Origin of the sequence: Maribacter zhoushanensis (assembly GCF_029350975.1) — a bacterium.
Classification (GTDB): domain Bacteria; phylum Bacteroidota; class Bacteroidia; order Flavobacteriales; family Flavobacteriaceae; genus Maribacter; species Maribacter zhoushanensis.
The window spans coordinates 360,280-385,866 of the sequence record NZ_JARKMR010000002.1 but is presented as its reverse complement, the minus strand read 5'-3'; the positions used below and the strand labels follow the sequence as shown (position 1 = coordinate 385,866).

Sequence of the window (25,587 nt, the reverse complement as noted above, 5' to 3'; positions counted from 1 at the left end):
AAGAATTGGTGATTTAGTTGTTAAAACAATGATTTTCCGTAATTTGAGCCAGATTCCCCAATCTTTAAAGCCTTAAATATGTATCATGAAAAAAGGTATTTTAACATTTATTTTATCCATAGTTACATTGCTTTTTTTAGGATGCAGTAGTGATAAAAATGAAGATGAAATAGAATCAAATAACTCCCCAAACCTTAATATTTCTGAAGAAACTAATGTCTTAGATGAAATCGTAACTGATACTTTAGTAAACCGAACTAAACTATTTTGGTTATACCTACATCATGAAGAAATACCCGATGCATTAATACAAACCGAAGCTCCTAGACGAGATTTAGTAGTTATGAATGCTTGGTTTCAGGAATATGTACCAAAGTTCAAATCTATAAATCCAGAAATTAAGACTTTAGTTTACAAAGATCTCACTTCCACTAGAAGCTATGCCGTAGAAAACGGAGAAGACAATGAATATTTATTACCTACAGGAGTAGGTTTTGCATATGCAGATACCAATTATCCTGAATGGTTCTTGGTAGATGAAAACGACAATAGATTAGAATACACTGGTTATGCAAATCATTGGCAAATGGATATTGGCAATACGACCTACCAACAATACTGGGCAAACCAAGTTGGCAATGAACTTGTGGTTAACGAATGGGACGGTGTTTTAATGGATAACGCTATTTATAAAAGAGATACTTATCATGAGAATATTTATCCTGCAAATTATGATAATGACGAAGATTTTCAATTGGCATATGAGGCTATGCTATCCGTCATTAATACTAGACTTCATCAGGATAATAAGATAGGACTTGCCAATATAACCGATACTAGATTACACCCCGGAGTTTGGGACAGCTATCTACAACAGTTAAACGGCGCTTTAAATGAATGGTGGCTTGTTTTTGGTAATGGAAATTATCTGTCTGATTATCCACAAGGCTTTATGCCTCAAATTACCGAAGTTGCTGGCAATGAAGCTAAAAACAAAATAACCCTGGTGCAACCTCATACCTCTATAATTGACAATCAAGGATTTTATTATGCTTTTGCAAGCTACTGGCTAGTTAACAATGGTAACACCTATTTTTCTGAACAAGAAATTACCGATGACTATAATGACCCATCGCCTTGGAGAGATGAGTACAATTGGAATTTTGGAGAAGCTATTGGCAATTATTCGCAATTAGAAAACGGACTCTACAAAAGAGAGTTTACTCGTGCATTAGTTTTCGTAAACGCCAGTGAAACAGCTAGCATACAAATAGATTTAGATACAACATATTTAAATGAAGTAGGGGAAGAGGTAGATACTATTGTGTTGAACGCCTTAAGTGGAACTGTTTTAAGAACATTAAACGAATAACCATTTTTAACCTCATTCAACTTCATTAAATTTTAGCGGCTAATCTACAAGCCTGATTTATTGCACGTTTAGCATCTAATTCCGCAGCAACGTCCGCACCACCAATAACATGTACTTTTACGCCTTTTGACTGCAACGGTTCTAATAATTCTTTAAACGGCAATTGCCCGGCACAAATGATAACAGAATCTACTGCAAGTAACTTCTGTTCATTGTTTTGGATATAGTGCAAGCCTTCATTATCAATTTTAGTATACTGAACTTCATTGATAAACTGTACTTTTTTCTTTTTTAAGGTAGATCTGTGAATCCAGCCTGTGGTTTTACCCAACTTGCCTCCAAACTTACCTTTACTACGCTTAAACATAAATATTTCTCTAGGCGATGGATGAATTTCTGCCTGTATATTTTCAATACCGCTACGAGCTTCTAAAGTTTTATCAATACCCCATTCTTTAAGCCATGCATCAATATTTAAAGCGGTACTTTCTCCTTCATGTGCCAAATATTCAGAAACATCAAAACCGATTCCGCCTGCACCGATAACCGCTACTCGTTTACCAACCGGTTTTTTATATTTTAAGACATCTATATAATTTAATACTTTAAGGTGGTCAATTCCTTCTATTTTAGGGCTTCTTGGTTGTATTCCGGTAGCCAAAATAATCTCATCAAAATGGTCTTTTTGTAAGTCATCTGCAGTTACTCTAGTATTTAGTCTTACTTCTACGTTATGCAGCTCTAACTGCTTTTTAAAATATCTTATTGTTTCATAAAATTCTTCTTTACCGGGAATTTGTTTTGCTAGATTGAACTGTCCTCCAATTTCACTTTCAGAATCGAATAATGTTACGTCATGACCACGCTGCGCAGCAACTGTAGAAGCCGCCAAACCTGCAGGACCAGCACCAACTACGGCAATTCTTTTCTTTGTTTCTGTTGGGTTATAATTCAATTCCGTTTCATGACATGCACGCGGGTTCACCAAACAACTAGCTACCTTACGTTCAAAAACATGATCTAAACAAGCTTGATTACAACCTATACAGGTATTTATTTCATCAGTCCTATTGCCTTCAGCTTTGTTTACCCATTCTGGATCTGCCAAAAATGGACGTGCCATAGAAATCATGTCTGCATGACCTTCCGCTAAAACTTTCTCAGCAGTTTCTGGCATATTAATTCTATTAGAGGTAATTAACGGAATAGACAATTTCTCTTTCATCCTTTTAGTAACCCATGTAAATGCAGCTCTAGGTACAGATGTTGCAATGGTTGGTATGCGAGCTTCATGCCAACCAATACCTGTATTAATAATGGTAGCACCTGCTTTTTCAATTTCTTTGCCCAATGCAACCACTTCTTGCCAAGAGCTTCCTTTTTCCACCAAGTCTAACATAGATAGACGGTAAATGATGATAAAGGCTTCGCCAACAGCTTCTCTTGTTTGTTTAACAAGTTCTATTGGCAAACGCATTCGGTTTTCATAGCTACCTCCATAATTATCGTTACGCTTATTTGTTCTATCAGCAATGAATTGATTGATCAAATATCCTTCTGAACCCATAATCTCTACTCCGTCATAACCCGCTTGTTGAGCTAGTTTGGCTGAATTAACGAAGTCGTTGATTGTGCGTTTAATACCAGATTGTTTTAGTTTAAATGGTTTAAAAGGGGAGATGGGTGATTTAATTGCTGACGGAGCAACGGCAAAAGGATGATACCCATACCTGCCCGCATGCAGTATTTGCATACATATTTTACCACCTTCTTTATGTACGGCATCAGTAATGACCTTATGATGTGTTGCATGTTTCTTTGTACTCATTCGGGCAGAAAAAGGACCTGTCCACCCTTGTATGTTAGGTGCTATACCACCAGTAACTATTAGACCAACACCGCCTTTGGCTCGTTCAGCAAAATAAGCGGCTATTTTTTCCACTCCATTTTTTTCCTCTTCTAACCCGGTGTGCATAGAACCCATTAAAATTCTGTTTTTAAGGGTGGTAAATCCTAAATCTAAAGGCTCAAAAATGTGTTTGTATTTGGTCATTTTACTAATTGTTTTATTTCATTTACTATGCATGCATAATAGTTGAAGATACGTTTAATTACTGAACCTTTTGTGAGTAACTATATTTTTTCAACAAAAAAGGTTACAGATTATTTGAAAAAATAACATAGTAACCATCTTTTAGGTTCTTTAGAAAAATGAATTCAATTCTATATTTTATTAATGAAAAGAAATAAAAAGCCCCTATTAAAACTATTGTTTTAATAGGGGCTTACTAATTGTAAATTCTTTAAATATTACTCCTTACTTACTTTTGCAAATTTATAAGTAACACCTATGTTTAAACCAAATGATGAATAAGGTACTTTTTGAGAAAGTTCTTGAGTAGTGTCTGTATTTGTATTAGACAACTCGTCTACATATGTAGTATTTCTATCAATACCTTCTGGCAGATTATCAATAGTATACAAACCACTAACGGCAACAGTTCCATCAGGTAGTTTTACATCTGTATTAAACTCAGAGATTTCTGAATCTTTACGCTTTAAACTGATTCCATAATATTCTACTTCTGCAAAAATGCTGAAATTGGAATCTAAGTCATACTTATACCCAAGTGCACCTACAAAACCTAAAGGAAAATGACCATGAAAATCTTCTTTGTAGTTTGTTTCAGAGTACGATCCGTTTGGCACTCCAAAAGCTTCTGCTTCTGCTTCAGAAAAAACAGATTTCTGATAGATAACACCTTCTGTTTTTCCGCCTAATTTTATTAATGCTCCAAAACGACCGTAAATATTATTTGTAAACTTGTAAACTACAGATGCTGAAGCTCCAAAAGCACGTGCTCTTGCCACTGCATTTACCTCTGTACTTGGCAAATTAACAATTGATACGTCTTGATCTGTTCCTTGTAAATAACCAACCCCTAAATCAACACCAAAAGATTCATCGAAAAAATAGGTACCTCTTAATTGAAAATTTACGCCTTCTCCATAACTACCATAAGAGTTTTCGGTATCAGAGATATTAACTCTTTCTCCTAATTTCATGGTTGCACTACCAAATGCCAATCCTGAACTTGCAGATACTTGCCATTGCCCGTAAGATACCGAGCTTACTAAAACAGCTGCACAAACAGCGATTAAGTGTTTCATAATAAATGATTTATAAGTTGAAATTTGATTAATCTAATTATTAACGAAGCAAAAACAAACTTTCACAACCATCTCATAAACAATGTCTTAAGCTATAAAACTTAAATAAATACCTACAAGTTTAGATGTACCTCTTTAATTAGTCTATCAAAGTTACCTTATTAGAGAAAGTTCTTATATCTATGCTTTTGGTTTAACACTCTGTTTAATATTTACGTTTTATTTACACACATATTTTATCAAATACATAATGTAACAGACCCAAATATTACTTATTGATAATATTTTAAGAAATCACATCACTGTGCACCCATAATTCATGGAAACATCTCTATATAATAATCGATGATATCTTCTTATTTACTACGTAATAACCATTAACATGTTACGGATAATCTATTCTAAAAAGGGGCTGGCATATTTTTCGTCGTTAATAAAAGCATCATCGGTTAAAGTATTTAGAAAATCAACCAAGGCTTGCTTATCTGCGTCAGACAAATTCAATCTTCGAACATTATTACCTTGTGTTAATCTATTATCTAAATTAGGGTTGTTTTGTACACCACTATTATAATGTTCGATAACCTCATCTAAAGTCTCAAACCTACCATCGTGCATATACGGTCCGGTTAAGGCTATATTTCTTAATGACGGCACTTTAAATTCACCTAACTCATTGTTGTTTCCGGTTACACCACCAACACCTAAATCTGTAATAGTGGCATCCAACCCATTGTTTCTTGCATCATCTCCTACAAATACATTAGTGGCATGGCAATCAAAACATCTTGTTTGATTACTCATAAATAATTGTTTACCTCTATTTTCAGATGTCGTAAAATTGGGAAAATTGTCATCTATATCTTGTGTTTGTGCCAAGCCTTCATCAAACTTAGATTCGTAAGAAACCATTGATCTTATAAACTGTGATAGTGCCAATGCTACGCGATTGCTTGTTATAGTTGCATCGCCAAAAGCATTTGTAAATAAAGCTGCGTAATAGGGCTGTTGTGTTAGTTTCGCTTCAAGTTCAGGCAATGATAACCCCATCTCAACCAAGTCCTGTATCGGTACCAAGGTTTGTTCTTCTAAGGTTGCTGCTCTTTCATCCCAAAAGAACCTTCCATTCTCGTAAAATCTGGCATTTGCCAACCCCATAGAATTTCTTGCAGTCAACTCTCCATTAAATCCTGTACTTAATGCATTGGGATCAGAAAATCCGTTTTCTTGTATATGGCAGGAAGCACATGAAATGGTGTTATTCATAGATAGGTTTTTATCGTAGAACAGAACCCTACCTAAAGTTGCACCATTATCTGTTGTAGCATTATTATTGGGAGTATTATCCTCATCTCTGACATCATTGTCAAAGAAAAAGTCAGGTAAAAGAATATTGGCATAATTAAAAGGTGTATCTGGTAGGTTTAAAATGGAATCATCCACCTCAACAATATCTGATGTTTGTTCTTCTACCGTGGTATCAACTTCAGTATCATCTTCAACCAAAACAACTTCTTCATCTTCTTCAGGAATTTCTATATACTCATCTTTTCCGCAAGAAATATTTATAAATGTCATAAGACATAAGGTGACAACATACTTTTTCATATTAAATTGATTTTAAAGGAATTGATAAAAATTGAAAAGTAGTTTTTTGTCATTCTGGTCATTTAAATTTTGGAAGGATAGATGCCTTATAATTGTAAAAGTTCCGCCGGCAACGGCGAAACCTTTACAATAAAGAGCTTAAGTTTAAAAATTTGGGGAAAGATTGAAACTGTTTATTGCTGCTGAAATTTCATATCCTAAACGAGCACCTTCATCGCTATCTGCTTGTATATGAACACCCAATGGTATTCTAGAATATCCATTTTCTTCTGCCATTTCAGAAAAAGAATTGAAGGTTCTAGAATCACTTCTAAATTCTGATCGTCCGGCATGGGTTCTGTCCGTGAAATTGATTGCATCACCACCAAATATGTCCATAAAAACTCCCGATGCCACAGCTGCAAAGGTTGCATGACCTGAAGGATACGCAGGAAAGGCAGGATTTGGAGAGGAAATAAACCGTGCTAAATTCGTTTGAAAATCGTCATTTATATATTCTAAAATATATCTACTTGGACGCTCCGTGTTGTAAGTATATTTATCATCCCAAGCCGAAACTGCCGCATCATTCATGGCAAATCCCAATTTTAATAATAGCTCTAAGGTTTCTTCAAAATCTAAATCTTCTTGCTCAATTAACTGATTGGCGATAGAAAACTGACGTCCAGGTGGACTCATCATCAACCCTTCTACATCATCTGACCAAAACTCAGATATCCACAAATCTTCATTATCTTCAAATCGTGCCGTGGTTGCCGAATTATTAACAACCTCCATTTGTTGGTAATAACCACTATTTCTATTCTCATTATGATCAAAAGGTGGGGGCGTACTAGAGGTTTGTTCAGGAGAAATTACAAAAGTTCTAACTTGGTTCCAATAAGGAAACCAAGCACTTTCACCTTCAGATGCAGCCCATAAACCAAGTCCTACAGGTGCCACGTATGAGGCAGGATTAGGATCTAATTGTTGTGTTTCCGCAGCATTGTCCGTTTGACTATAGGCAATGACCATTTCCGCTACCAATGCTCCCCACTCCTCAGAATCCTCTATTTCTTCTTGAGATAAATTTTCAGATAATTCTTCTGCCATTTCATTTTCTAAAGTGGCAATACCGGCTTTAGCATTGTTGGATACACTGAACATGAAGTGATCGAATACCAAAGCATAACAAGTGTTCAGTGCTAAATTTCTATCTACATTATCAGCCCTATCATCTTGGTCTAGATTAAAACCTTGCAATTGATTTCTAGTAGATCCATAACCATCCATATCAGCTACTGCTGTTTCATAACCAGCTAAATGAATATAAGCAAGCGCCCTTGCCGTAGTATTTGGTCTTAATCCGTTGGTGTAACGATCTAGTATTAACCACAGATCGTTCCAATCCTTGATAAGCTGTACTGTCTCTTCTGAAGGGTTTAAACCATTGTTTCTGTTGTTCTGTCTTCTAGCTGTCAAAGAATCTTGTTCTACTGTATTAAGATCTTCTACTTCGGTTTCGCTTAGTTCAAGTACATCAAGTTCATCTTTGGCACAAGCTTGTACTAAAATCACTGCTAGAATTATTATTAACCATCTTAACTGATTATTTCGCATAACATTTTTTGTATTAAGGTTACTGTTTAATTGAAGGCTTTATTTATGCCTTTTCCTTAATACGATTAAGAGTTCAATTTACCCAACCCCTAATTTGAAAAAAAATAGAATTAATTTTAGAATACTGAAAAATTGGTAAGATTGAATGGTGTTTTAATACTAGTAGACCACCTAAAACTGTATGCTAAGTTGTAGGTTAGGGGCGAAGCCTATAGTTTTACGATAGGGGTCATCTACCGGTGGCTCATTCTGAAATATGTTTACGATATTATCTTGGTCATAAAGATTTACAAATGATAACCCCACAATGCCCTTCCAACCTTTTCTAGCATTAGTGAATTCATATGTCGCTGATACGTCTAGTTGGTGCATACTAGGAAAACGATTAGTATAGCCAATATCCAAATCGCTTTGTGAAATTGAGCTACTACTATCAAAATCCGATACAATTACCGGCATACCGGTAAAATAGCCCCAGGTTACCGCCAAATTAAAAGGATCTATATGCCATAAACCTGTAACATGTAAGATATGGCGTTGGTCAAAAAATATCGGCAAGGTTTCATCAAAGTCCGTATTTACCTCACTTAGCGAATAACTGAACATGGTTTCAAAATTGTTCCATCTCTTTTTTACAAACAAATCAGCACCCATACTTTTTAGCTTTCCTTTTTCTAGCGTATCCGTATTGGTCTGTAATGTTACGTTTTTGGTATTTCTAATATAAATTTCCAAATCTACCAACCAGCCAGATTTGTTGTACAAAGCCCCAAGCATAGTTTGGTAACCCTCCAATACCGCTGTGGTTTGATCAGGTAAATACCAGAATTGCGTCTGATTATTGAAATCATCAAAATCATCACGTAATTTTTTTTGAATGAATTGATGTGATCGACCTGCCGAAGTTTTTAAGTATAATGCATCACTTGTTCTAACATTTATTGAAATTCTAGGATCTACATAGAATCTTTTATTAGGATCGTAATAATCTGTGTGCATCCCAAAATTAGCCGTTACCTTGTCGTCCCAATTCTTATTAAAGGATGCGTACATACTATGCGTCATTGCATCTTGATCTCTACGGCTGTCAATACTATTCTCATCATTTCGCTCATCAAACCTTAAACTATATTCTGTTATTGTATACCCTGTTTCTAGAGCGGTATTTTCGTTTAGTTGAAATTCTACTTCAGTGATGAACCTAGTATCGTCAATGGTATTGGAGTATTTCTCAAAACTTGAACGCTCCGATACAGAAAAACCTTCACTTTTATTATCTATAAATAGTGATGATTTGCTAAACCTTGCCTGTGCTTTAAGCTTCTCTGAGAATGTACCTTCCCACTTTACTGTCATACCCCAGTTATCTAGAGACAAATCCCTAAAATCTTTATTATCCTTATCATCAGCATCTTCTAAAGTTGCCGACAATAGGTTTTGAATACTGATATAACTAACGGTTACCTTATGGTTTTCATTAATATCATATACGAGTTTTGAATTGATATCATAAAATCCTACTTTAAAAAATTCACTATTAACATCATCGGCAACATCCTCTAAACGACTGCCCTGAAAATTAAGATTAGAGAAGGCCGTTAATTTTGGGGAATTAATACTAGGGTAATTAGACCTAGCAGCAATATATAAAGCCAATTTATCTTTTACTAAAGGCATTTGAATAGTTGCCCCTGCATAAACGGTATTTGCCTGTACTTCATATAATGTAGAATCTGGCACTGTATTATTAGTGGTCATATGAATTAGACCGCCAACGCGACCTCCCCATTTTGCAGCTAGCGTATTTCGTTGTAATTCTATTTCACTAACGGTTGTAGGGTTATAAGGCGCTATGGCTCCATAAAAATGACCATTATGGTAAATAGTAATATCGTCAATTTCAATTAAGGATTGATCAAAGGTACTACCTCTTAAATTTAAACTACCTGGCTTACCGCTTGGCGTATGTACACCTGGAATATTCTTTACTACATTAAAAACATCGCCATCTGTTTCACCGGCAAGCAAACCCAATGTCTTCATATCTATTTGAAAAGTGTTATCGCTGATCTTAGCATTAACGCCTCTCGTCAAATAATCGGTTATCTGAACTTCATTCAAATGAATCATAGCGTGTTCTAAGCGCACAGGTGTTTTTAATGCCAACAGTTCTGACGCTGTTAAGTGCAATGTATTATAAAACGCGGAACGGATATGGACAGAATCTAGCGGGAATAAATTCTTAATCGTATAATTAGATTTTGTAGGATACAAAAACCGCTCTTCACCATTGTTTACTTGAACCGTAATATCACCAAGAGATTCAGAGGTTGCTGCATCTTCAACGGTAAATAAAATATCTTTTCTTATAGGTACTACCATATATGAGTTGATTCCATCTTTAATAAATTTGATGGGAGCCTCTTCATTTATATTTGCTAAACAATTTTCTAACGATTCACAATCATGTGAAGAGGAGGGAAGTTCAACTTGTTCTAAAAGTGTGTGGTTATAGATAAAATCTACATTGTAAGTGGCTTTTAATTCATCTAAAAAATCCACTAATTTTAATGCAGGAGCGTTTTGAGAAAATGATACGCAAGGAAAAAAAATACAACACCAACTAAGAACAAGAAACTGAAGTAACGTTCTCTTATGCTTATACATAGGTCTCATATTATGCTTTATACGTTCAATACTATTCAAAAATAACGGTATTACCTTCTTGAAGCTCGTATTTAATTTCCATTGTGGTAAAAATGGTATTTAAAGTTTGTTGTAAATCTTTATGCGCTATTGTACCCGTAAACTGAAGTGCATCATACTTTTGCGGAAGATTGACCTCTACATTATAATAGCGTTTCACATCTGCTATAACTGTTTTTAGCGGAGTTCTATCATAGGTACTTAAACCATTCATCCATTCCGGACTTAAATATTCGTGTTCATCTTTTTCAAGTTTGCCATTTACTAAAAATACACTTTGCCCTTTCGTAATAATTTCTGAATTGTTTTTATACGTAACTTCTATTTTGCCTTCATAACAATACACCGAAAAATCATTGTTCTGTGTACTTACATTAAACTGAGTACCCAATACAGAAACTTTTGCTGTAGGCGTTTTTACGACAAAAGGAGCACCGCTGGTGACATTAAAAAATGCTTGACCTGAAAGGTTGAGCATTCTACTGTCTTTCCAATCATTTTTGTTATATGTTATACTTGATGCCGCATCTAGTTCAACCAAAGAACCTGTTGGTAGTTCAACTGTTTTACTCTCTGCTATTTCTGTAGCTACCGTAGTGGAGCTAGTTGAAGTCAAATACCAAACCAAGCTAAATGAAATTAAAATGGCTACACTTGCGGCAATACGCAGCCAGGTTTTATTACTATTTTTTAATGGAACAACCGTCTTATTCTCTTCTTTTAACTTGGTTAAACCTGCATCTACATTAAATGGTTTTACCTTCCAAGTATCTATATCATCAATTACGGTTTTAAGCGCATCTAATTCACCCGATTCTTTCAACTGGTCTTTCTCTTCTTCACTTAAACGACCATCCATCCAACGGGCAATTAAATTATTATCTTCCAAATGCTTGCTCATACCAGTAATACGTTTAAAAAATTATTTAACCAACCTGCTAAATAGAAAAATCTTTAATTTCTGTAATCGTATTCAATTTTATTAAAGCCTTTGATATACGTTTTTCAATGGCTGTTTCGCTTACATCTAGCCTTATCGCAATTTCTTTATAGGTTAGCTTATCTATTCTATTCATTAAAAAAGCTTCGCGTTGTTTTTCAGGTAAACTTGAAATGACGGACTCTAATTTTAATCGAAATTCTTTTGTTCTTAATTTAAAATATGGATCTTCATTATCTAGTTCTTTCACCAATCCTTTTTCAAATTTCAAAGCAACTTTCTTATTACGTAATGTATCGATCATTAGATTTCGTGAAATACTATATAAAAAACTGGCTACTTTTTTATAAACTACCGTACTGCATATAGACCACAATTTAACAAAAGAATCATGTACAATATCTTCTGCCCGCTGCATATTACCAAACTTGTAGTAAAGATAGTTTCGCAAACTTTCTGCATGAGTTCGATAAATGTTATTATAAACGCTCTCTTCGCAAACCGATGGTTCTTCTGCCATTCTTTGATATTATGAATAAGATCTTTTGTAAAGCCTGATACCCCAATATTAACGATTGAAGCCATTAATTGCAAGATACTCTAAAGTAAAATACCTCAAGATAATACTTAAAGCATTCAAATCTTGATTATACCCTATTACAGAATATATAGAATACAATTGGGAAAAATCTCATCAAAAAATATTATTACCCTCGTAATGGTCTTAATCCAATAAATAGTAACGTATAGATAAACAAAAGCAATAAATACCAAGTATTACTTACCAAATCTAAATAATCTATTTTCCCTTTAGAGAAACTTAAAATCATTAAAACTTGTGCGCCATAAGGTAATAGACCTTGAAAAATACAAGCAAAAATATCTAAGATCGAAGCAGTTTTCTTATTATCTAAATAGTACTCGTCATTTATAGTTTTTGCAATAGGACCGGCAATTATAATTGACACGGTATTATTGGCAATTGCCATGTTAATTGTACTCACCAAAGTGGCTATACCAAATTGTGCGGATTTCTTATTTTTAATCAGCCTTCTAATATTGACCAATATAAATTCTATACCGCCATTTCTTGCTACTAAGGCTGCCAGCCCGCCGGTCAACAAAGACAAAAGAAATATTTCTGTCATATTGGTAAATCCCGCATAAGCAATTTTAGCAGATTCAATTAGCGTGAAGTCTCCATAAACAATACCTAATGCAACTGCTGCTAAAGAACCTAGCAAAAGGTTTACAAATACATTAATCCCTACAATTGACAGAACAATTACTAATACATAGGGTAAAATCTTTACAATATCATAGTTATAGATAGTGTTTTCAGATACGGCGGACTCTAATCCCAATCCTTGAAAAATTAATATTGCGGTGGTAAATACTGCAGCTGGTACGGCTATTTTAATATTCTGTTTAAATTTATCGCTCATTTTACAACCTAAAGATTGTGTTGCCGCTATGGTGGTATCTGATATTACGGATAAATTATCACCAAACATACTACCGCCCAATAACGCACCACAAAGTATAGCCAGCTCTGCATTACTTTCTTCTGCAAAACCTACTACAATAGGTGCCAAAGCAACTATTGCACCAACCGAAGTTCCCGTTGAGACCGATAAGAACCCGGCGATAATAAAAATACCTACGTATATGTATTGTATAGCAATGAGGTCTAAACCAAGATTTACTATGGCATCTACACTACCTGTTTCATTAGTAATTGCCGCAAAAGCACCTGCCAATAAGTAAATAAGGCACATTGTCAATATCTTATCATCACCACAACCTTTTAAGAGCGTCTCTATTTTATTTGAAATAGATTCCCTAAAGATGATAAATGCAACTACAATACCCATAATAACTGCAATAGGAGCGGGTAGAGCATAGAAATCATTCTGATAGATGCCTACTCCTAAAAAAGTAAATACAAATACGAACAGGGGTATTAAAGCAGAAAATTTTGGGATAATCTTTTTAGCAACTTCCATTTCTTTTTATTCTATTAAAAAAGGAATAGCAACACTAGATGGATAATGAATTAACATTTGTTCCAATTATTGGCTTATCTATTTAGCACCTTGCTTGTTATTGCAGGTTGCTATCTCCTTTTTTGAGATTCTTGATAACAATTTTAAGGCGGCAAATGTAGTCTATAAATCTTTCTACTAAATCTTAAAAAAAGTTAATTTCTGTAAATAATATTCCTACAGAATTCCTCCTACATAATTACCTTAAATTTAACTTTCATTATTGTTTCATTAACAACCTTGCGTATTTTAATGGTCGAAGTTTGGCATCATAACATTAACTAATTCAACCATTTACATATGATTAAAAATTACTTCAAATCTATTTTTACATCCTTTTTATTTGTTTTAAACGTTTCATGCACTACTGAAATAGAAGAGCTAGGCGAAGATTTTGATTGTGCTAAACTAGACTTATTTTTTTCTAAAATTGAAGAGAAAAATTTAGGAATGGGCAGTATTTCTATTTTCAAAGATGGTAAAGAAGACTATCAAACTTCTTTTGGTTTTATTGATGTTGAAAATTCGATTTCAGCCAATTCTGCCTCTAAATATAGAATAGGCTCCATTTCAAAAACATTTACTGCTACAATGATTATGCAGCTAGTTGATGAAGCCAAATTAAGCTTAGATACTAAACTTGACAACTACTTTCCTGAAATACCCAATGCCGAGATTATTACTATTGAACATTTACTAAGACATAGAAGCGGACTTTTTAATTATACAAGTGGTGAATTCGAATTAGGAAGAAATTTTGAATCAGCCTCGCGCTCTGAACTTATAGACTATTTCATAGATAATGGAACCATATTTGAACCAAATGATAAGTACGAGTATTCAAATACCAATTATGTTTTATTATCCTTTATAATAGAAGATTTAGATAACAAGACATATGAACAATCTTTAAATGATAGAATAGCCGTTCCTTTAAATCTAATAGATACTTACAATGGAGGGGTTACCAATTCTGAAAACAATGAAGCTTTTTCATATACTCTTGAAAATGATAAATGGATACCTATTTTAGAAACACATTACACCATACTTCAAGGCACTGGTTCTATTGTATCTTCTGCTAATGGAGTAAATATCTTTTATCAAGCTTTATTCGATGGTAAGCTAATTTCTGAAGACTCATTGAGTCTTATGAAAACTATGGTCGATGGTTATGGATTTGGACTAAACTCTCCTGCATTCTATAACAAACAAGGATTTGGTCATGCCGGTAGTATTGATGGGTATGGATCATCAACCGTATACTTCCCATCAGACAATGTAACTATTACCTATGTTAGCAATGGTATTGTAATGGTGCCAAATGATATTTTAATAGGAATATTGAGTATTTACTCTGGTCTAGATTATGATTTGCCATAATCTAGATGAGATAACCTAACGTTTTTTAACCCATGAATCAATACCGAATGCTTTGTTCAATTCTGATATGAGTTGCTTCTTTTTTGATTCGTTCGCGCAATCAACAGGTACACTTATATAAGTTAGACCTTTAGGGTATGCGCCTTTTGCATGGGTATATCCTAAGGAGTTTAATTTTGTAATTATAGCAGTTATATTATTCTGATCTTTGAAAACACCAACCATAGCCATACAATTTAATTTGGAGGTTGTATTGGCTACCGATGTAGTTTTTGATTTTACTGGTACAACATCTTCTTTATTAACAATTGGCTCTTTAATTTCTTTAGTCTCAACACGCGTACTTACAGTATCTACTATAGTTTCTATAGATTCAATCGATGATTCTTTTTGTGGTGTATCTACTATTTCTTTCTTACTAACCGATTCTATTTTATCAGCTTCTAAATCAGCTTCTGTAAGTGTCGTATCAGAAATAATTATTGCTATTTTTTTATTAGGGTCAATAGCATCTCTTGCAGGTATGGTTACCGGTACATAGATGTCTGAATTTGTATATACATATTCTCGCTCTTTAGAATGATAAGAAGCGGGTAGTGGAGCTTCTTCCGTTATTTCCAAATCAGCAGTGACATCTGTTATTTTATCCTCCTTCTTAAACATATACATGTAAATAAAAATAGAGAATAGGGCTATTACGGCAATGGCAATTGCAAAGTCCCATCTGTCTTCTTTACTACTAAAAATATCTTTATTGGGGGTCATGGTTATGTTTGTTTAGAAATACAATGATTCACATAAAAAGTAAATATAACCAATCTAAATATTATGAATGTTACAAAGATGTTGTTCCCATCTTCAAAATAATGGTAAGACCAATAAAACTATTAGCCTACCTTTTTACCATACATATGATAATAAACTGAATCTATTGAATGATGGATATCTGTTTTTGTAAAAGGTTTGGTAATAAAATCTATACACCCAAGTTCTCTTGCCACTTCTTCAAATTCTTGTTTGGTAGACGTTGAAATAAAAGGCAACCTATTGCTAAACATCTCTAAGAAAGAAAGACCGTTCATACCAGGCATTTCTATATCAGAAATAACAAATTGCGGTTTGTTTATTTGAATATGTACCCACGCGTCATATGAGTCTTCAAAGGTGGTTACCTTACCGACCAACGGATGCGTTTTTGCAAGCTTTTCTGCTAACGACAGCCAAAGGTGAGAGTCGTCTACAATTACTAATTCGAGTTTCATTAATCTGAGTTTGAGGTTTGAGAGACGAAAAGTACCCCATTGTCTCAAAATGAAAAATTAATTCTGTTGAAAGGTGTGAAAGTGTCTATATATGTTAAATTTTCATCTACAATTAAGAAGCAACTTTAAGATTAACTAATTCTTTAGGTATTGTAAAAAATACTGATGTTCCCTTATTAGGTTCACTTGCAACCCATAATCTACCACCATTACTTTCTACCATTTCCTTACATATTGATAATCCTAAACCAGTACCTTTTTCATTACTGGTACCATATGTTGATTTAATATGCTTTTTTTGAAAAAGCAAAGCTTGTGTTTCTTTATCCATACCAACACCATCATCGGCAACTTCTATTTGTAGTTCATCTTCCTTTTCAGTAACACTAATGACTATCTCTCCTTGCTTATTTGTAAACTTAATGGCGTTACTAACTATATTTCTCACAATAATAGTGATATGGTTACTGTCACTATAACTAATAGTATTTAACGGTATATTATTTACTATATTAATTTCTTTCTTTTCAGCTAAAGGAGTCAATATGGAAACCGTCTTCTTTACAATTGCACAAACCTTAATATTAGAACTATCTAAGACAATGCCTTTCATTTGTGTTTTTGCCCATATTAATAAATTATTCAACATTTCAGAAATACCTTGGATATCTCTTAAAGCTTGTGGAAAAAAAGTATTATAATCTTCCTTACTGATAGTCTCATTCGAAGTCATTTTCATTAGAGTGTAGAAAGAGTTTATAGGTCCCTTTAAATCATGGGCAATAATTGAAAATAGCTTATCTTTTGTTTTATTGGTTTCCTCTAGTTGTGCCTCACGCATTAGTAAGGCATCTTGTTTTTCTCGTAGTTTCTTATTGTATTTCTTTTGAAGTTTACCTGTTCTATATAAGAATATAAGAAATAAAGAAACAATGGCAAGTGCAGCAATAGCTATATAAACATACATCTTTTGTTCAGCAATAGCTTTTTCTTGATTTTCTATTAACTGTCGTTTTTCATTTTCATATTTTGTTTTACTACGTAAAATTCCAAGTCCTTTTTTAAATTTCTCTGTTGAACTTTTCTTATATAAATCCATATATGTAGATTGATACGTATATGCTAGTTTGTCTTGCCCTTTAAGATGGTAAACTTTAGATAAAATTAAATTTGACTCTTTGATTGATCCGGCAATTTGTTGCTCTGTAGATATCGCTAAACCTTTTAAGCCATATTCCTCAGCCTTCTCAATATTATTCATTTCTAGATAACACTTGGCTAGACCATTATATACAAGCGTATACCCATAACTAAAATCTATTTCATCACATAATTTTTCTGATTCCAAAAAATACCTCAGTGCTTCCTTAAATTTATTTTGTTCTAATGCTATAGTCCCTTTTTGCTCAAAAGCATGAGCCATCCAATCTATTGTTTGTTGTTTTTTAAAATACTCCAAACTCTGATTTACCACTCTTTCAGCCTCTTTAAAGTTACCCATATCTGCATATACAGATGCCATGTTTATTAGAGTATAAGCCAATACTTCCTCATTTTCTTGTTCTGCACTAAGTTTTCTTGCTCTGACCAGAAATGTTAAGGCTGTCTCATTGTCGTCATTATTACCATACAAATTTGCAATGTTGACATTGATACCTATCATTCTATCTACATCGTTGATCTCTGTAGCAACAGCTAATGCTTCTAGAAATTTAGTCAATGCTTTATCCTCTTCGCCTTGTAACCAAAAGTCAAGCCCCATATTATTCAGCGCTGCTAGCTTTGGTTTATTAAGTTTATAAGTATTAGCTATATCTAAAGCTTTTGTATTATACTCATATGCTTTTTCAATTTTACCATCTTCAAAATACAAATATGCATAGGTAGATAACGCTCTGCTTTCTCCAGATTTGTATTGCATTTCTAGGCTTAGATCATATCCTTCCTTTAGCAAAATTGAAGCACTATCGGCATTTGACCTCACTTTTAATTTTGCTAATTCTAGTACCAAATCTATATATTCTTCATTTTGCTGTTTAAAATCTGTGGAAGATTTTAATTCTTCAATTTTTGCCAAAGTACTTTGTTCTGATTGCGCCAATAATGTGCCTATACTGAAAAGCATTACAAAAATTGAAACATAGAAGTGAAACGCAGTAAAAAATACCTTTTTCATGATAAAAATTTTGAAAAAAGATACTTTACATTTATAGAATAAAAATATTAATGTTGTGAACTAGTTTAATTTGTAAGTAAATTCACACAAAATGTATGTATTAAAATTTTGTGCTATTCAAAAATTAGCTGAATACAGATTCTAAATAGAACACATTAGCAAGATTATTAACTTAAATAGATACTAATATAGTAACTATATACAGGTAGTTAATCATAGCTTTCTAAGATTGAAAACTCCTATTAAACCAATTATTAAAGTTATTAGCAATGTTGGTAATACTAACTTCAACCAACTAAAATTATCATCTACTTGGTAAAATTTTAAATCGTGTTTTGTCCAGTCTACTGAACTCTCTGATTTTTCGCTGAATATTTTATCATAAAAACCCAATCTTAAACTTTCATGAAATTTGGTAAGTGCATTTAAAAATCCTAAATGACTTATCATATCTGTACCAGCTAAGTTATTCATACTCAATTGGGCATGCATAGTTGGTATAAAAAATGCTACTTTTTCACTCACCTTATTACGTTGCATAATTTTCTTTGTCATTTCTTCAATGGTTTCTTTAGCTGCTAAATCTCCCATATGCTGCATGCCGTAATACCAGATCCAGCTAAATCTATCTTGTGGTACTTCATAATTTATATACTGCGGATAAGCTCCTATAAAACCGTTCATAGTAACATCTTTTTCCATATCCCATTTTTCATGATAACCATCTCTCTGCTCGACCATTGCATCTAAAGCTTCTGGCACTTGGTAGGTGTTAATTACATAGTTATTCACTAATGCAGGAACCAATATGGTCAATACTACCCAAATTGAGATTAACGCCAATGCATTAAAGCTTGAATTTTTTAATAGCGATACCATCCAGAAACATAGAGCGCTCCAAAACAGTAAATACAAAATACTTTGTAGAAAAATAGCCCAAAAATTAGCGTTCATTGAAATTTGCAAAATGGTACTTGCTAAAAACATGAGAGTAATTAAAACTGCAAATACAAAAAGTATTCTCACAGCCATTTTTTTTAATAAAAACCCAGCTTTTCTTGATGTCTGTGCGACTAAAATTCGCCAAGTGCCCAGTTCTTTTTCCTCTGAATACAGATTAAATGTCATAGCTATCAGCACCAACGGAAACAAGTAAATAATTACAAAGCCCAAGTCTAAATTACCCGACATTAATAATGACGGGTTCTCAAAATCCGTGTCATATTTTTGCCCTTCAAGACCACGAATGGTTACGGCCTGTAATAGCGGATTAACATCACTCTGCCCTATAGATATTGCACTTATATTTTCAAGCTTTTTTGCCAAAGTAAAACGCAAATAATATAACAGCAGACCTAAATCTTCACTATGGTATTCTATATTCTTTTTAACACTTTCTTCTTGAAATACTTGGGCTGCCGCTATTGTTTTCTCTTGTTTTACCAAGAATTGTTTTCCTATAAGAATGCTGATAACACCAACAGACAGTAACAAAACAAGACTAACCAAAAATATTTTCGTTCTAAAAAAGGATTTAAATAACAAACTATACATCTATATGGCTTTTAGGTTTGTTGACAATTTCAATAATCCAAATACGGATAAAAGGCTCCATAATAACAAGGCTATTAAAGAGGTCAACTCATTTTTAAATACCTCTGTTATACTTAAAAAATGATATTCAAAAGGAGGAAACTCTTTCCAGTAATCACTTGATATGGTATTAGGTCCTTCTTTACTTTTATTAGGAATAAAGTCCATCTGTAGCTGATTCATATCCTGAGCTAATTTGAAGCGATAGGTTTCTGCCTCATCCTTAAAGTGAAGAAAAGATTGAAAATCTGTGCCCGAGAATGCCATTGATAAATTTTTAATTGCGGAATACGGATTTATGAATGCGGAATAACGCTCTAAGTTGTTTTGTTTATGATATACTTCATAAAGTTCTTCTTGATGTTCTAAGTAAACTTCAGCACTTAATTCCTCGCCCTTAGACATTACAAATCCTCCGTAATTAAAAGGAAGATCTTCAACTTCTGTTACCTTATTAGCTAATAAAACAGAGTCTTTCAATGCCTTAAAATGTGGGTCATCTGGATTGTGACTATCACCAAGTGCAATTAAATCATGCTCTACAGCAGTTTCCATTTCTATTTTAGAAGGAGTGGGGTATAGGTAGAAACCCATTGCCTGCAATGACTTTGGCACTATAATCACGAATAACAGCCAAATACCTAACAGCTTTACCAAAGCGCCTTTAGCAGTAGCGCTAAAGGCGGAAACCAAAATAGTTATGGCACTTAATATACCGAAGAATAAAAAATAGGAAATTAGCAAAACCGCATACCTCAATAAACTATCGGTATGCATGCTATCATGAGATTCTAACAGAACAAAAAGAAGCAATACCAAGAAAATGGAAGTCAGAAAAATGAGCGACAGGCTCCATAGACCCAACCATTTTCCAAAAACGATTTCTTTTCTTGTTATTCCTTGTCCTATTAAAAGTTTGAGCGTTCCGTTTTCTCTTTCTTGAGCTATGGTTGCAAAGCCCAAATAGAAAATTAATAACGGAACGATAACTTTTAGTAGCATTGCTAGGCTTACTTCCCCAAAACGTAAAAGCCCGGTAGACATACTGGCTTCAGAAAAATTAACGGTATTCTGCTTATGTGCCTCCAAGAAAACGGCATTGCCCACAAAATTTTCCATGCCTAGGTCAAACACACTTAAAACGTGTTTTAGTCTAAGTGCAAATGAGCCGTAATGAGACATTCTATGCGGATGCTTATCTGGGTTGTTTTCCCAGCTTTCTTGAACTTCTTCTTGAATTTCGTCTCGAGTAAAGTTTTGGTCATGATAATTCTCCCAGCCACTGTACGCAGAAAAGAGTAGCAAGAATAGCATCAAAGTAGATGCTATCAACATGACTTTAGATCTAAAGGCATCTTGCCATAATTGGCGCGCTAACAATTTTATTACGTTTTTCCTCATTATTAGAATTTATAGGTTGCATTTAGCAATACATTTCTAGGAGCTCCAGGACCTAGTCTAGAAGGGTTAAGACCACCTAACCAATACGTTTCATCAAACAAATTGTTCAATTTTAAGGTTAGTTGGATCCCTGTATTATTAGGCTTGTAATACACCGCTGCATCAAATACAGTGTATGATGGTAATAATAGTCTATCTGTATCGTATGTAGGGTTGTACCACGTATATCGCTCATCCATAAATTGAGCACCCAAACCAAAGCCTATTCCTTTTAAGGTTTCATTTGTAAAATCATATCGCCCCCAAATATTTGCATTGTGTTTTGGAGCCCCACCTATAGGTTCACCAATGAACTCTTCTATGGCGTCTTCTACAATTTCTGCATCTGCAAAACCATAAGATGCGGTAATTTGAAAGTTAGATGATATGTAACCGGATACATCCATCTCAAAACCTCTACTTCTTTGTTCACCTCTGGTTGTTAAATTATCCAAATCATAGGTATCACCTAAAAGGATATTTTTTTGAGTAATGTTGAAGATAGCAAGGTTGGCAAATATTTTTCCGTTTAAGAATTCACCCTTTGCCCCAAACTCCGTTAAGCTACTTTCAAGAGGATCAAATCTACTTGGTGATGTAGACCAAAAGAAACCCTCTGCGGTTGGTGATAAAGAAACAGTGTTGGTGTGCGGCTGAAAGCCTTCTAAATAAGTAGCATAAGCGCTAATGGTATTAGAGACTTCATAGGTTAAACCTAATCTAGGTACTATAGCATCGTTTGTAAATTCTTGCTCATCGCCTTCATAATCAAAAATATCTGTAAAACGCTCATATCTTAGGTTTACCAAAGCTGAAAATTTACCTACCTTAAACTGGTTTTGAATATAGAAACCGTTTGAAGTGTTCAAATTTGCAGGAATACTCAATTCTGCCAGATTATACGCATTTGTATTTCTAGCACCGTTAAAAGGGTCTTCTAAATTAAAATGAGGTACTGCAGGTACTGGCATAGTAACACCGTCTACCACCATTTGCTGAAAGTTAGCTGCATTTGCAGGATCATAGTTAGATTGACCACCATCTACCGTTAAGTATCTTCTGGCACGCAAGAACCCAGCACCAATTTTTCTTTCCCATCGTGTAGCGTCATAACCAACCAACAACTTGTTGGTAATCTTATCCGTTTTAATATCGTACGTAAAGTAGGTGCTAAAATTATCTGTTTCCCAATATTGTTGTCTTTCATCATAACGCATTCTAGCTAGCGTAGGTATCACATTTCCATCAATATCTACCGCTGTACCATCAACTCTATGTTCTGCTAAATCTTCATCCCAAGTCTGTTTCATAAACTGGGCATTGAAACCTAAATTATCAGATAACTTTTTACTGAAGTTAGCCATGAATATAAACTCCTTGTTCTTGTAATGATCGCTAGATGCACCAACGTTCATCGTAATTGGGGTACTATCTAAATCATATTCGCCATTAATTGCACCAAAAATTGGCTGACCTCTATCTAAATTACCAACAGCGTCGCTATAAATCATTTCTACATTTAACGATGTAGTTTCATTTGGGATATAACTTAATGAAGGCGAAAACAAAATAGCATTGTTGTTTACCACATCTCTAAATGAATCTGCTTCCTGAATAGCAGCATTAAAACGATATAATAACGTTTTTGATTCGTTCAACGGACCCGTAAAATCAGCCGTAGCCCTAATGGTTCCAAAACTTCCTGTTGTTAACGAAACTTCACTACGTTTTTCTGCCAATGGTTTTTTAGTTACCATGTTTACCGTACCACCTGGGTCTGCACTTGAAAAGGTTACCGATGATGGTCCTTTTATTACTTCAACACGCTCTAAGTGAGAGGTAATTGGTTGTAGAAAATAGTATTGACGTGTACGCATACCGTTTAGTACCTGCCCGTCATCTGCCTGAGTAATACCTCTAATATTGTAATGATTATATAAACCTGTAACAGATACGTTACTTACGGTTTTTACCGCATCGGGTACTTGAAAAGCTAGACGGTCTGCAATTAATTCTTTGGTTACAGATGTAATTGCCTGTGGTAGTTCTTTATTGGCAATCGCTACTTTTGTTGCAGAGAAAGAGTAGTCGCTATTGTAATCTGTTCTGGCTCTACCAATAACTTCTACTGACTGTAATTGCTCTACATTCTCCTGTAATTTTAAACTGCCTAAATCATAATCTTGTAATTGATCAAAAGTTTTTTGAAAACTCATAGATTTCATACCTATGTAGCTAACTGTTATTTGATAATTTCCGGTTTCTTTTAAATCAAAACTAAAATTTCCGTCTGCTTGAGACGTGGTGCCAGCTTTTTTAGATGTATTTTCATAAGAATAAGAAATAGTTGCACCAAAAATGGGTTGTCCTTCTTTATCTATAATTTTACCCGTTACTAAATTCTGGGCAAGTGTTACGTTACATACTAGCAATGCTAGTATCATTTTTATATAGTTGTTCATGTGTTCTAAATAGTTTCTAAGTAAAGTTGATTTAATTCATTTGCGTTAATCTCGCTGGCTTTTAGCTGCTGCGCCAAAACACCTTCTTTCATGATACCAATGGTGGTACCTAATTCTACGGCATTAAAAATATCATGCGTAGCCATAAAAATGACTTTGCCCATTTGAGCAAGTTCTTTACAGATTTTGGTAAATTCCGCTGTAGCCTTAGGATCTAAACCAGAAGTAGGCTCATCCATAAATATTACTTCTGCGTTTTTGGCAAGTGCAACCGCAATTCCCACCTTTTGGCGCATTCCTTTAGAATAAGCTGATAATCTTCTGTGCTGGGCATCTGGCTGTAAGCCTGTTTTGCTTAAGAAAGCTTCTAATTCTGATGTTGAATACGTAAAGCCAGCTAACTTGCTAAAGAAATTAAGATTCTCTATACCTGTAAGGTTACCGTATAATTGAACTGTTTCTGGTATGTACGCGGTAAGTTGATTAGTATCATCTTTTCCAACCTCCTTATCGCCAACAAAAGCTTGCCCGCCATCTTTTTTAATGAAGCCTAAAAAAATGTTTATGGTGGTAGTTTTCCCTGCACCGTTTTGTCCTAACAAACAAAATATCTCTCCTTTTGAAACCTCAAAAGAAACATCTTTTAATGCCATTTTCCCATTATAGGACTTGGTTATATTATGTGCTTTTAGCATATAACTATTGTGTATTAAAATTGGTAGTACTTGTAGCAACACATCATTAAACCGCAATTACCACGATCTTTGAGCATTTTAAAATTGTTGAAATTTACCTTAGAATAAAGGCATTGTCCATATGGCAGATATCGTATTATTAAAGATTAATAAGCTAAAAAAACCACGCTTAAAAATCTTAATAACAATGAAAAATGATTTAATACCCAAACTTCAGGTATCTAAAACATAACATACGGACTAAATAAATTGTGGGGGAGGTCTAGTAAAGAGATAACTAGATAAATGCCTATCGTTTAAGGCTACAACTGGAGCGGCAATGGTAATCTTTGGCTCACAATCATAAAATTCTATTTGCGGAACAACAAGTGGTTGCGTCTTTAAAAGCGGAGTAAAATTAACAGCTGTGGTTATATGACAAACCTCGCAATGTTGAATGTCATTATCGTCTGCATGATGAGAAAGCGAGTGCAAGCCCGCCACCTTGAACAATAGAATCAAGGTAACATAAAATATGGCAATAAGATGGCTACTGTTTTTCATCTGCAAGCCGTAAAAATAAATATTATTATGATTTAATTAAGAATTAATCTTAAAAAACTATTTAATAAAAAATAGGGTTTTATTCCAGCAACAACTATAGTTAAACTCCCGATGCTTATTTTTCAACCAATTCTATAAGAGGTTACACAAAACACTCTTCGCATTTACCTTGAATCAATAACTGCGATACTTCTATTTTTCTATTCGGTATTTGAGGTAGTGGTACGGTAAATGACAAACAATCAACTCTGCCACAACTAAGACATTGAAAATGAGGATGAACATCTTTATGCTCTTTTGAAGTACAACCGTTACATTTTGCATACCATTTTAGACCCTCTTTTCCTAAGAAGGAATGCAGAATACCATCGTCTTCTAGCTTATCTAGCACACGATAAATAGTAGTCTTATTAAATGTATCTCCTAACTGCTCAATTAGTGCCTTCGCAGAAATAGCCACTGCACTAGTATTGAATTCGTTAAGCAAAACTTCTACCGCCTTGGTTTTTCTAATTACTCCCATATAACAAATATAACGCAACCTTGTTGCATTAACAAATTTTATATCTACATTTGCAACTCAGTTGTATTA

General features: G+C 34.1%; 19 protein-coding genes and 1 riboswitch. Of the genes, 2 read left to right on the top strand and 17 right to left on the bottom strand.

The features are described from left to right. Window positions 1-85 precede the first annotated feature (85 nt). On the top strand, window positions 86-1,372 hold the full coding sequence (locus PXD56_RS08320) for a putative glycoside hydrolase (protein WP_276492872.1): 1,287 nt from the start codon (window positions 86-88) through the stop codon (window positions 1,370-1,372). Between the two features lie 25 nt (window positions 1,373-1,397). Here PXD56_RS08320 and PXD56_RS08315 read toward each other — a convergent pair whose 3' ends face one another. The 8 genes from PXD56_RS08315 to PXD56_RS08280 all read right to left on the bottom strand — a co-directional run bounded on the left by PXD56_RS08315 (window position 1,398) and on the right by PXD56_RS08280 (window position 13,402). Next, window positions 1,398-3,425: an NADPH-dependent 2,4-dienoyl-CoA reductase gene (locus tag PXD56_RS08315; protein WP_276492871.1), complete on the bottom strand. Its 2,028-nt coding sequence runs from the start codon at window positions 3,423-3,425 to the stop codon at window positions 1,398-1,400. A gap of 257 nt (window positions 3,426-3,682) precedes the next feature. Then, the gene (locus PXD56_RS08310) at window positions 3,683-4,543 is read right to left on the bottom strand and encodes an outer membrane beta-barrel protein (RefSeq protein ID WP_276492870.1); all 861 of its coding nucleotides are present in this window, start codon (window positions 4,541-4,543) and stop codon (window positions 3,683-3,685) included. Between the two features lie 396 nt (window positions 4,544-4,939). Further along, window positions 4,940-6,151 carry a cytochrome-c peroxidase gene (locus PXD56_RS08305; protein ID WP_276492869.1) on the bottom strand — a complete coding sequence of 404 codons (1,212 nt, stop codon included), beginning with the start codon at window positions 6,149-6,151 and terminating at the stop codon, window positions 4,940-4,942. Between the two features lie 144 nt (window positions 6,152-6,295). Further along, window positions 6,296-7,750, bottom strand: coding sequence for a vanadium-dependent haloperoxidase (locus tag PXD56_RS08300; protein ID WP_276492868.1), 1,455 nt, complete (start codon window positions 7,748-7,750; stop codon window positions 6,296-6,298). Window positions 7,751-7,921: 171 nt separating this feature from the next. Beyond that, a complete protein-coding gene (locus tag PXD56_RS08295) occupies window positions 7,922-10,417 on the bottom strand; it encodes a TonB-dependent receptor plug domain-containing protein (RefSeq protein WP_276492867.1) in 2,496 nt (831 codons plus the stop codon). A 31-nt stretch (window positions 10,418-10,448) separates the two neighbouring features. Further along, window positions 10,449-11,357, bottom strand: coding sequence for a FecR family protein (locus PXD56_RS08290; protein ID WP_276492866.1), 909 nt, complete (start codon window positions 11,355-11,357; stop codon window positions 10,449-10,451). Window positions 11,358-11,394: 37 nt separating this feature from the next. Continuing rightward, on the bottom strand, window positions 11,395-11,916 hold the full coding sequence (locus tag PXD56_RS08285) for an RNA polymerase sigma factor (RefSeq protein WP_276492865.1): 522 nt from the start codon (window positions 11,914-11,916) through the stop codon (window positions 11,395-11,397). Between the two features lie 187 nt (window positions 11,917-12,103). Then, window positions 12,104-13,402 carry a Na+/H+ antiporter NhaC family protein gene (locus tag PXD56_RS08280; RefSeq protein WP_276492864.1) on the bottom strand — a complete coding sequence of 433 codons (1,299 nt, stop codon included), beginning with the start codon at window positions 13,400-13,402 and terminating at the stop codon, window positions 12,104-12,106. A gap of 46 nt (window positions 13,403-13,448) precedes the next feature. After that, a riboswitch (SAM-I-IV-variant riboswitch) is annotated at window positions 13,449-13,545 on the bottom strand. Between the two features lie 196 nt (window positions 13,546-13,741). On the opposite strand from PXD56_RS08280, the gene PXD56_RS08275 reads away from it, so the two are divergent. Then, window positions 13,742-14,824, top strand: coding sequence for a serine hydrolase domain-containing protein (locus PXD56_RS08275; protein WP_276492863.1), 1,083 nt, complete (start codon window positions 13,742-13,744; stop codon window positions 14,822-14,824). A gap of 15 nt (window positions 14,825-14,839) precedes the next feature. Here the strand turns inward: PXD56_RS08275 and PXD56_RS08270 are convergent, their stop codons facing one another. The 9 genes from PXD56_RS08270 to PXD56_RS08230 all read right to left on the bottom strand — a co-directional run bounded on the left by PXD56_RS08270 (window position 14,840) and on the right by PXD56_RS08230 (window position 25,518). Further along, complete coding sequence (locus PXD56_RS08270) at window positions 14,840-15,589, bottom strand: hypothetical protein (protein WP_276492862.1); 750 nt, start codon at window positions 15,587-15,589, stop codon at window positions 14,840-14,842. 122 nt (window positions 15,590-15,711) lie between these two features. Continuing rightward, window positions 15,712-16,086 (bottom strand): response regulator, encoded by a 375-nt coding sequence (locus PXD56_RS08265; RefSeq protein ID WP_276492861.1) that lies wholly within the window; start codon window positions 16,084-16,086, stop codon window positions 15,712-15,714. Window positions 16,087-16,198: 112 nt separating this feature from the next. Further along, window positions 16,199-18,262 (bottom strand): tetratricopeptide repeat-containing sensor histidine kinase, encoded by a 2,064-nt coding sequence (locus PXD56_RS08260; RefSeq protein ID WP_276492860.1) that lies wholly within the window; start codon window positions 18,260-18,262, stop codon window positions 16,199-16,201. A gap of 213 nt (window positions 18,263-18,475) precedes the next feature. Beyond that, window positions 18,476-19,816 carry a DUF3526 domain-containing protein gene (locus PXD56_RS08255; protein WP_276492859.1) on the bottom strand — a complete coding sequence of 447 codons (1,341 nt, stop codon included), beginning with the start codon at window positions 19,814-19,816 and terminating at the stop codon, window positions 18,476-18,478. Next, entirely contained in the window at window positions 19,817-21,256 is a 1,440-nt protein-coding gene (locus PXD56_RS08250; RefSeq protein WP_276492858.1) for an ABC transporter permease, read from the bottom strand. 2 nt (window positions 21,257-21,258) lie between these two features. Beyond that, entirely contained in the window at window positions 21,259-23,739 is a 2,481-nt protein-coding gene (locus tag PXD56_RS08245) for a TonB-dependent receptor (RefSeq protein ID WP_276492857.1), read from the bottom strand. A gap of 23 nt (window positions 23,740-23,762) precedes the next feature. Further along, the gene (locus PXD56_RS08240) at window positions 23,763-24,452 is read right to left on the bottom strand and encodes an ABC transporter ATP-binding protein (RefSeq protein ID WP_276492856.1); all 690 of its coding nucleotides are present in this window, start codon (window positions 24,450-24,452) and stop codon (window positions 23,763-23,765) included. Window positions 24,453-24,692: 240 nt separating this feature from the next. Next, a complete protein-coding gene (locus tag PXD56_RS08235; RefSeq protein ID WP_276492855.1) occupies window positions 24,693-24,995 on the bottom strand; it encodes a hypothetical protein in 303 nt (100 codons plus the stop codon). A gap of 142 nt (window positions 24,996-25,137) precedes the next feature. After that, on the bottom strand, window positions 25,138-25,518 hold the full coding sequence (locus tag PXD56_RS08230; RefSeq protein ID WP_276492854.1) for a Fur family transcriptional regulator: 381 nt from the start codon (window positions 25,516-25,518) through the stop codon (window positions 25,138-25,140). Window positions 25,519-25,587: the final 69 nt, after the last annotated feature.

What these genes read in the sequence shown, in the direction of transcription:
- PXD56_RS08320 (WP_276492872.1), top strand. Translation starts at nt 86, where the DNA reads ATGAAAAAAGGTATTTTAACATTTATTTTATCCATAGTTACATTGCTT.
- PXD56_RS08315 (WP_276492871.1), bottom strand. Translation starts at nt 3,425, where the DNA reads ATGACCAAATACAAACACATTTTTGAGCCTTTAGATTTAGGATTTACC.
- PXD56_RS08310 (WP_276492870.1), bottom strand. Translation starts at nt 4,543, where the DNA reads ATGAAACACTTAATCGCTGTTTGTGCAGCTGTTTTAGTAAGCTCGGTA.
- PXD56_RS08305 (WP_276492869.1), bottom strand. Translation starts at nt 6,151, where the DNA reads ATGAAAAAGTATGTTGTCACCTTATGTCTTATGACATTTATAAATATT.
- PXD56_RS08300 (WP_276492868.1), bottom strand. Translation starts at nt 7,750, where the DNA reads ATGCGAAATAATCAGTTAAGATGGTTAATAATAATTCTAGCAGTGATT.
- PXD56_RS08295 (WP_276492867.1), bottom strand. Translation starts at nt 10,417, where the DNA reads ATGTATAAGCATAAGAGAACGTTACTTCAGTTTCTTGTTCTTAGTTGG.
- PXD56_RS08290 (WP_276492866.1), bottom strand. Translation starts at nt 11,357, where the DNA reads ATGAGCAAGCATTTGGAAGATAATAATTTAATTGCCCGTTGGATGGAT.
- PXD56_RS08285 (WP_276492865.1), bottom strand. Translation starts at nt 11,916, where the DNA reads ATGGCAGAAGAACCATCGGTTTGCGAAGAGAGCGTTTATAATAACATT.
- PXD56_RS08280 (WP_276492864.1), bottom strand. Translation starts at nt 13,402, where the DNA reads ATGGAAGTTGCTAAAAAGATTATCCCAAAATTTTCTGCTTTAATACCC.
- PXD56_RS08275 (WP_276492863.1), top strand. Translation starts at nt 13,742, where the DNA reads ATGATTAAAAATTACTTCAAATCTATTTTTACATCCTTTTTATTTGTT.
- PXD56_RS08270 (WP_276492862.1), bottom strand. Translation starts at nt 15,589, where the DNA reads ATGACCCCCAATAAAGATATTTTTAGTAGTAAAGAAGACAGATGGGAC.
- PXD56_RS08265 (WP_276492861.1), bottom strand. Translation starts at nt 16,086, where the DNA reads ATGAAACTCGAATTAGTAATTGTAGACGACTCTCACCTTTGGCTGTCG.
- PXD56_RS08260 (WP_276492860.1), bottom strand. Translation starts at nt 18,262, where the DNA reads ATGAAAAAGGTATTTTTTACTGCGTTTCACTTCTATGTTTCAATTTTT.
- PXD56_RS08255 (WP_276492859.1), bottom strand. Translation starts at nt 19,816, where the DNA reads ATGTATAGTTTGTTATTTAAATCCTTTTTTAGAACGAAAATATTTTTG.
- PXD56_RS08250 (WP_276492858.1), bottom strand. Translation starts at nt 21,256, where the DNA reads ATGAGGAAAAACGTAATAAAATTGTTAGCGCGCCAATTATGGCAAGAT.
- PXD56_RS08245 (WP_276492857.1), bottom strand. Translation starts at nt 23,739, where the DNA reads ATGATACTAGCATTGCTAGTATGTAACGTAACACTTGCCCAGAATTTA.
- PXD56_RS08240 (WP_276492856.1), bottom strand. Translation starts at nt 24,452, where the DNA reads ATGCTAAAAGCACATAATATAACCAAGTCCTATAATGGGAAAATGGCA.
- PXD56_RS08235 (WP_276492855.1), bottom strand. Translation starts at nt 24,995, where the DNA reads ATGAAAAACAGTAGCCATCTTATTGCCATATTTTATGTTACCTTGATT.
- PXD56_RS08230 (WP_276492854.1), bottom strand. Translation starts at nt 25,518, where the DNA reads ATGGGAGTAATTAGAAAAACCAAGGCGGTAGAAGTTTTGCTTAACGAA.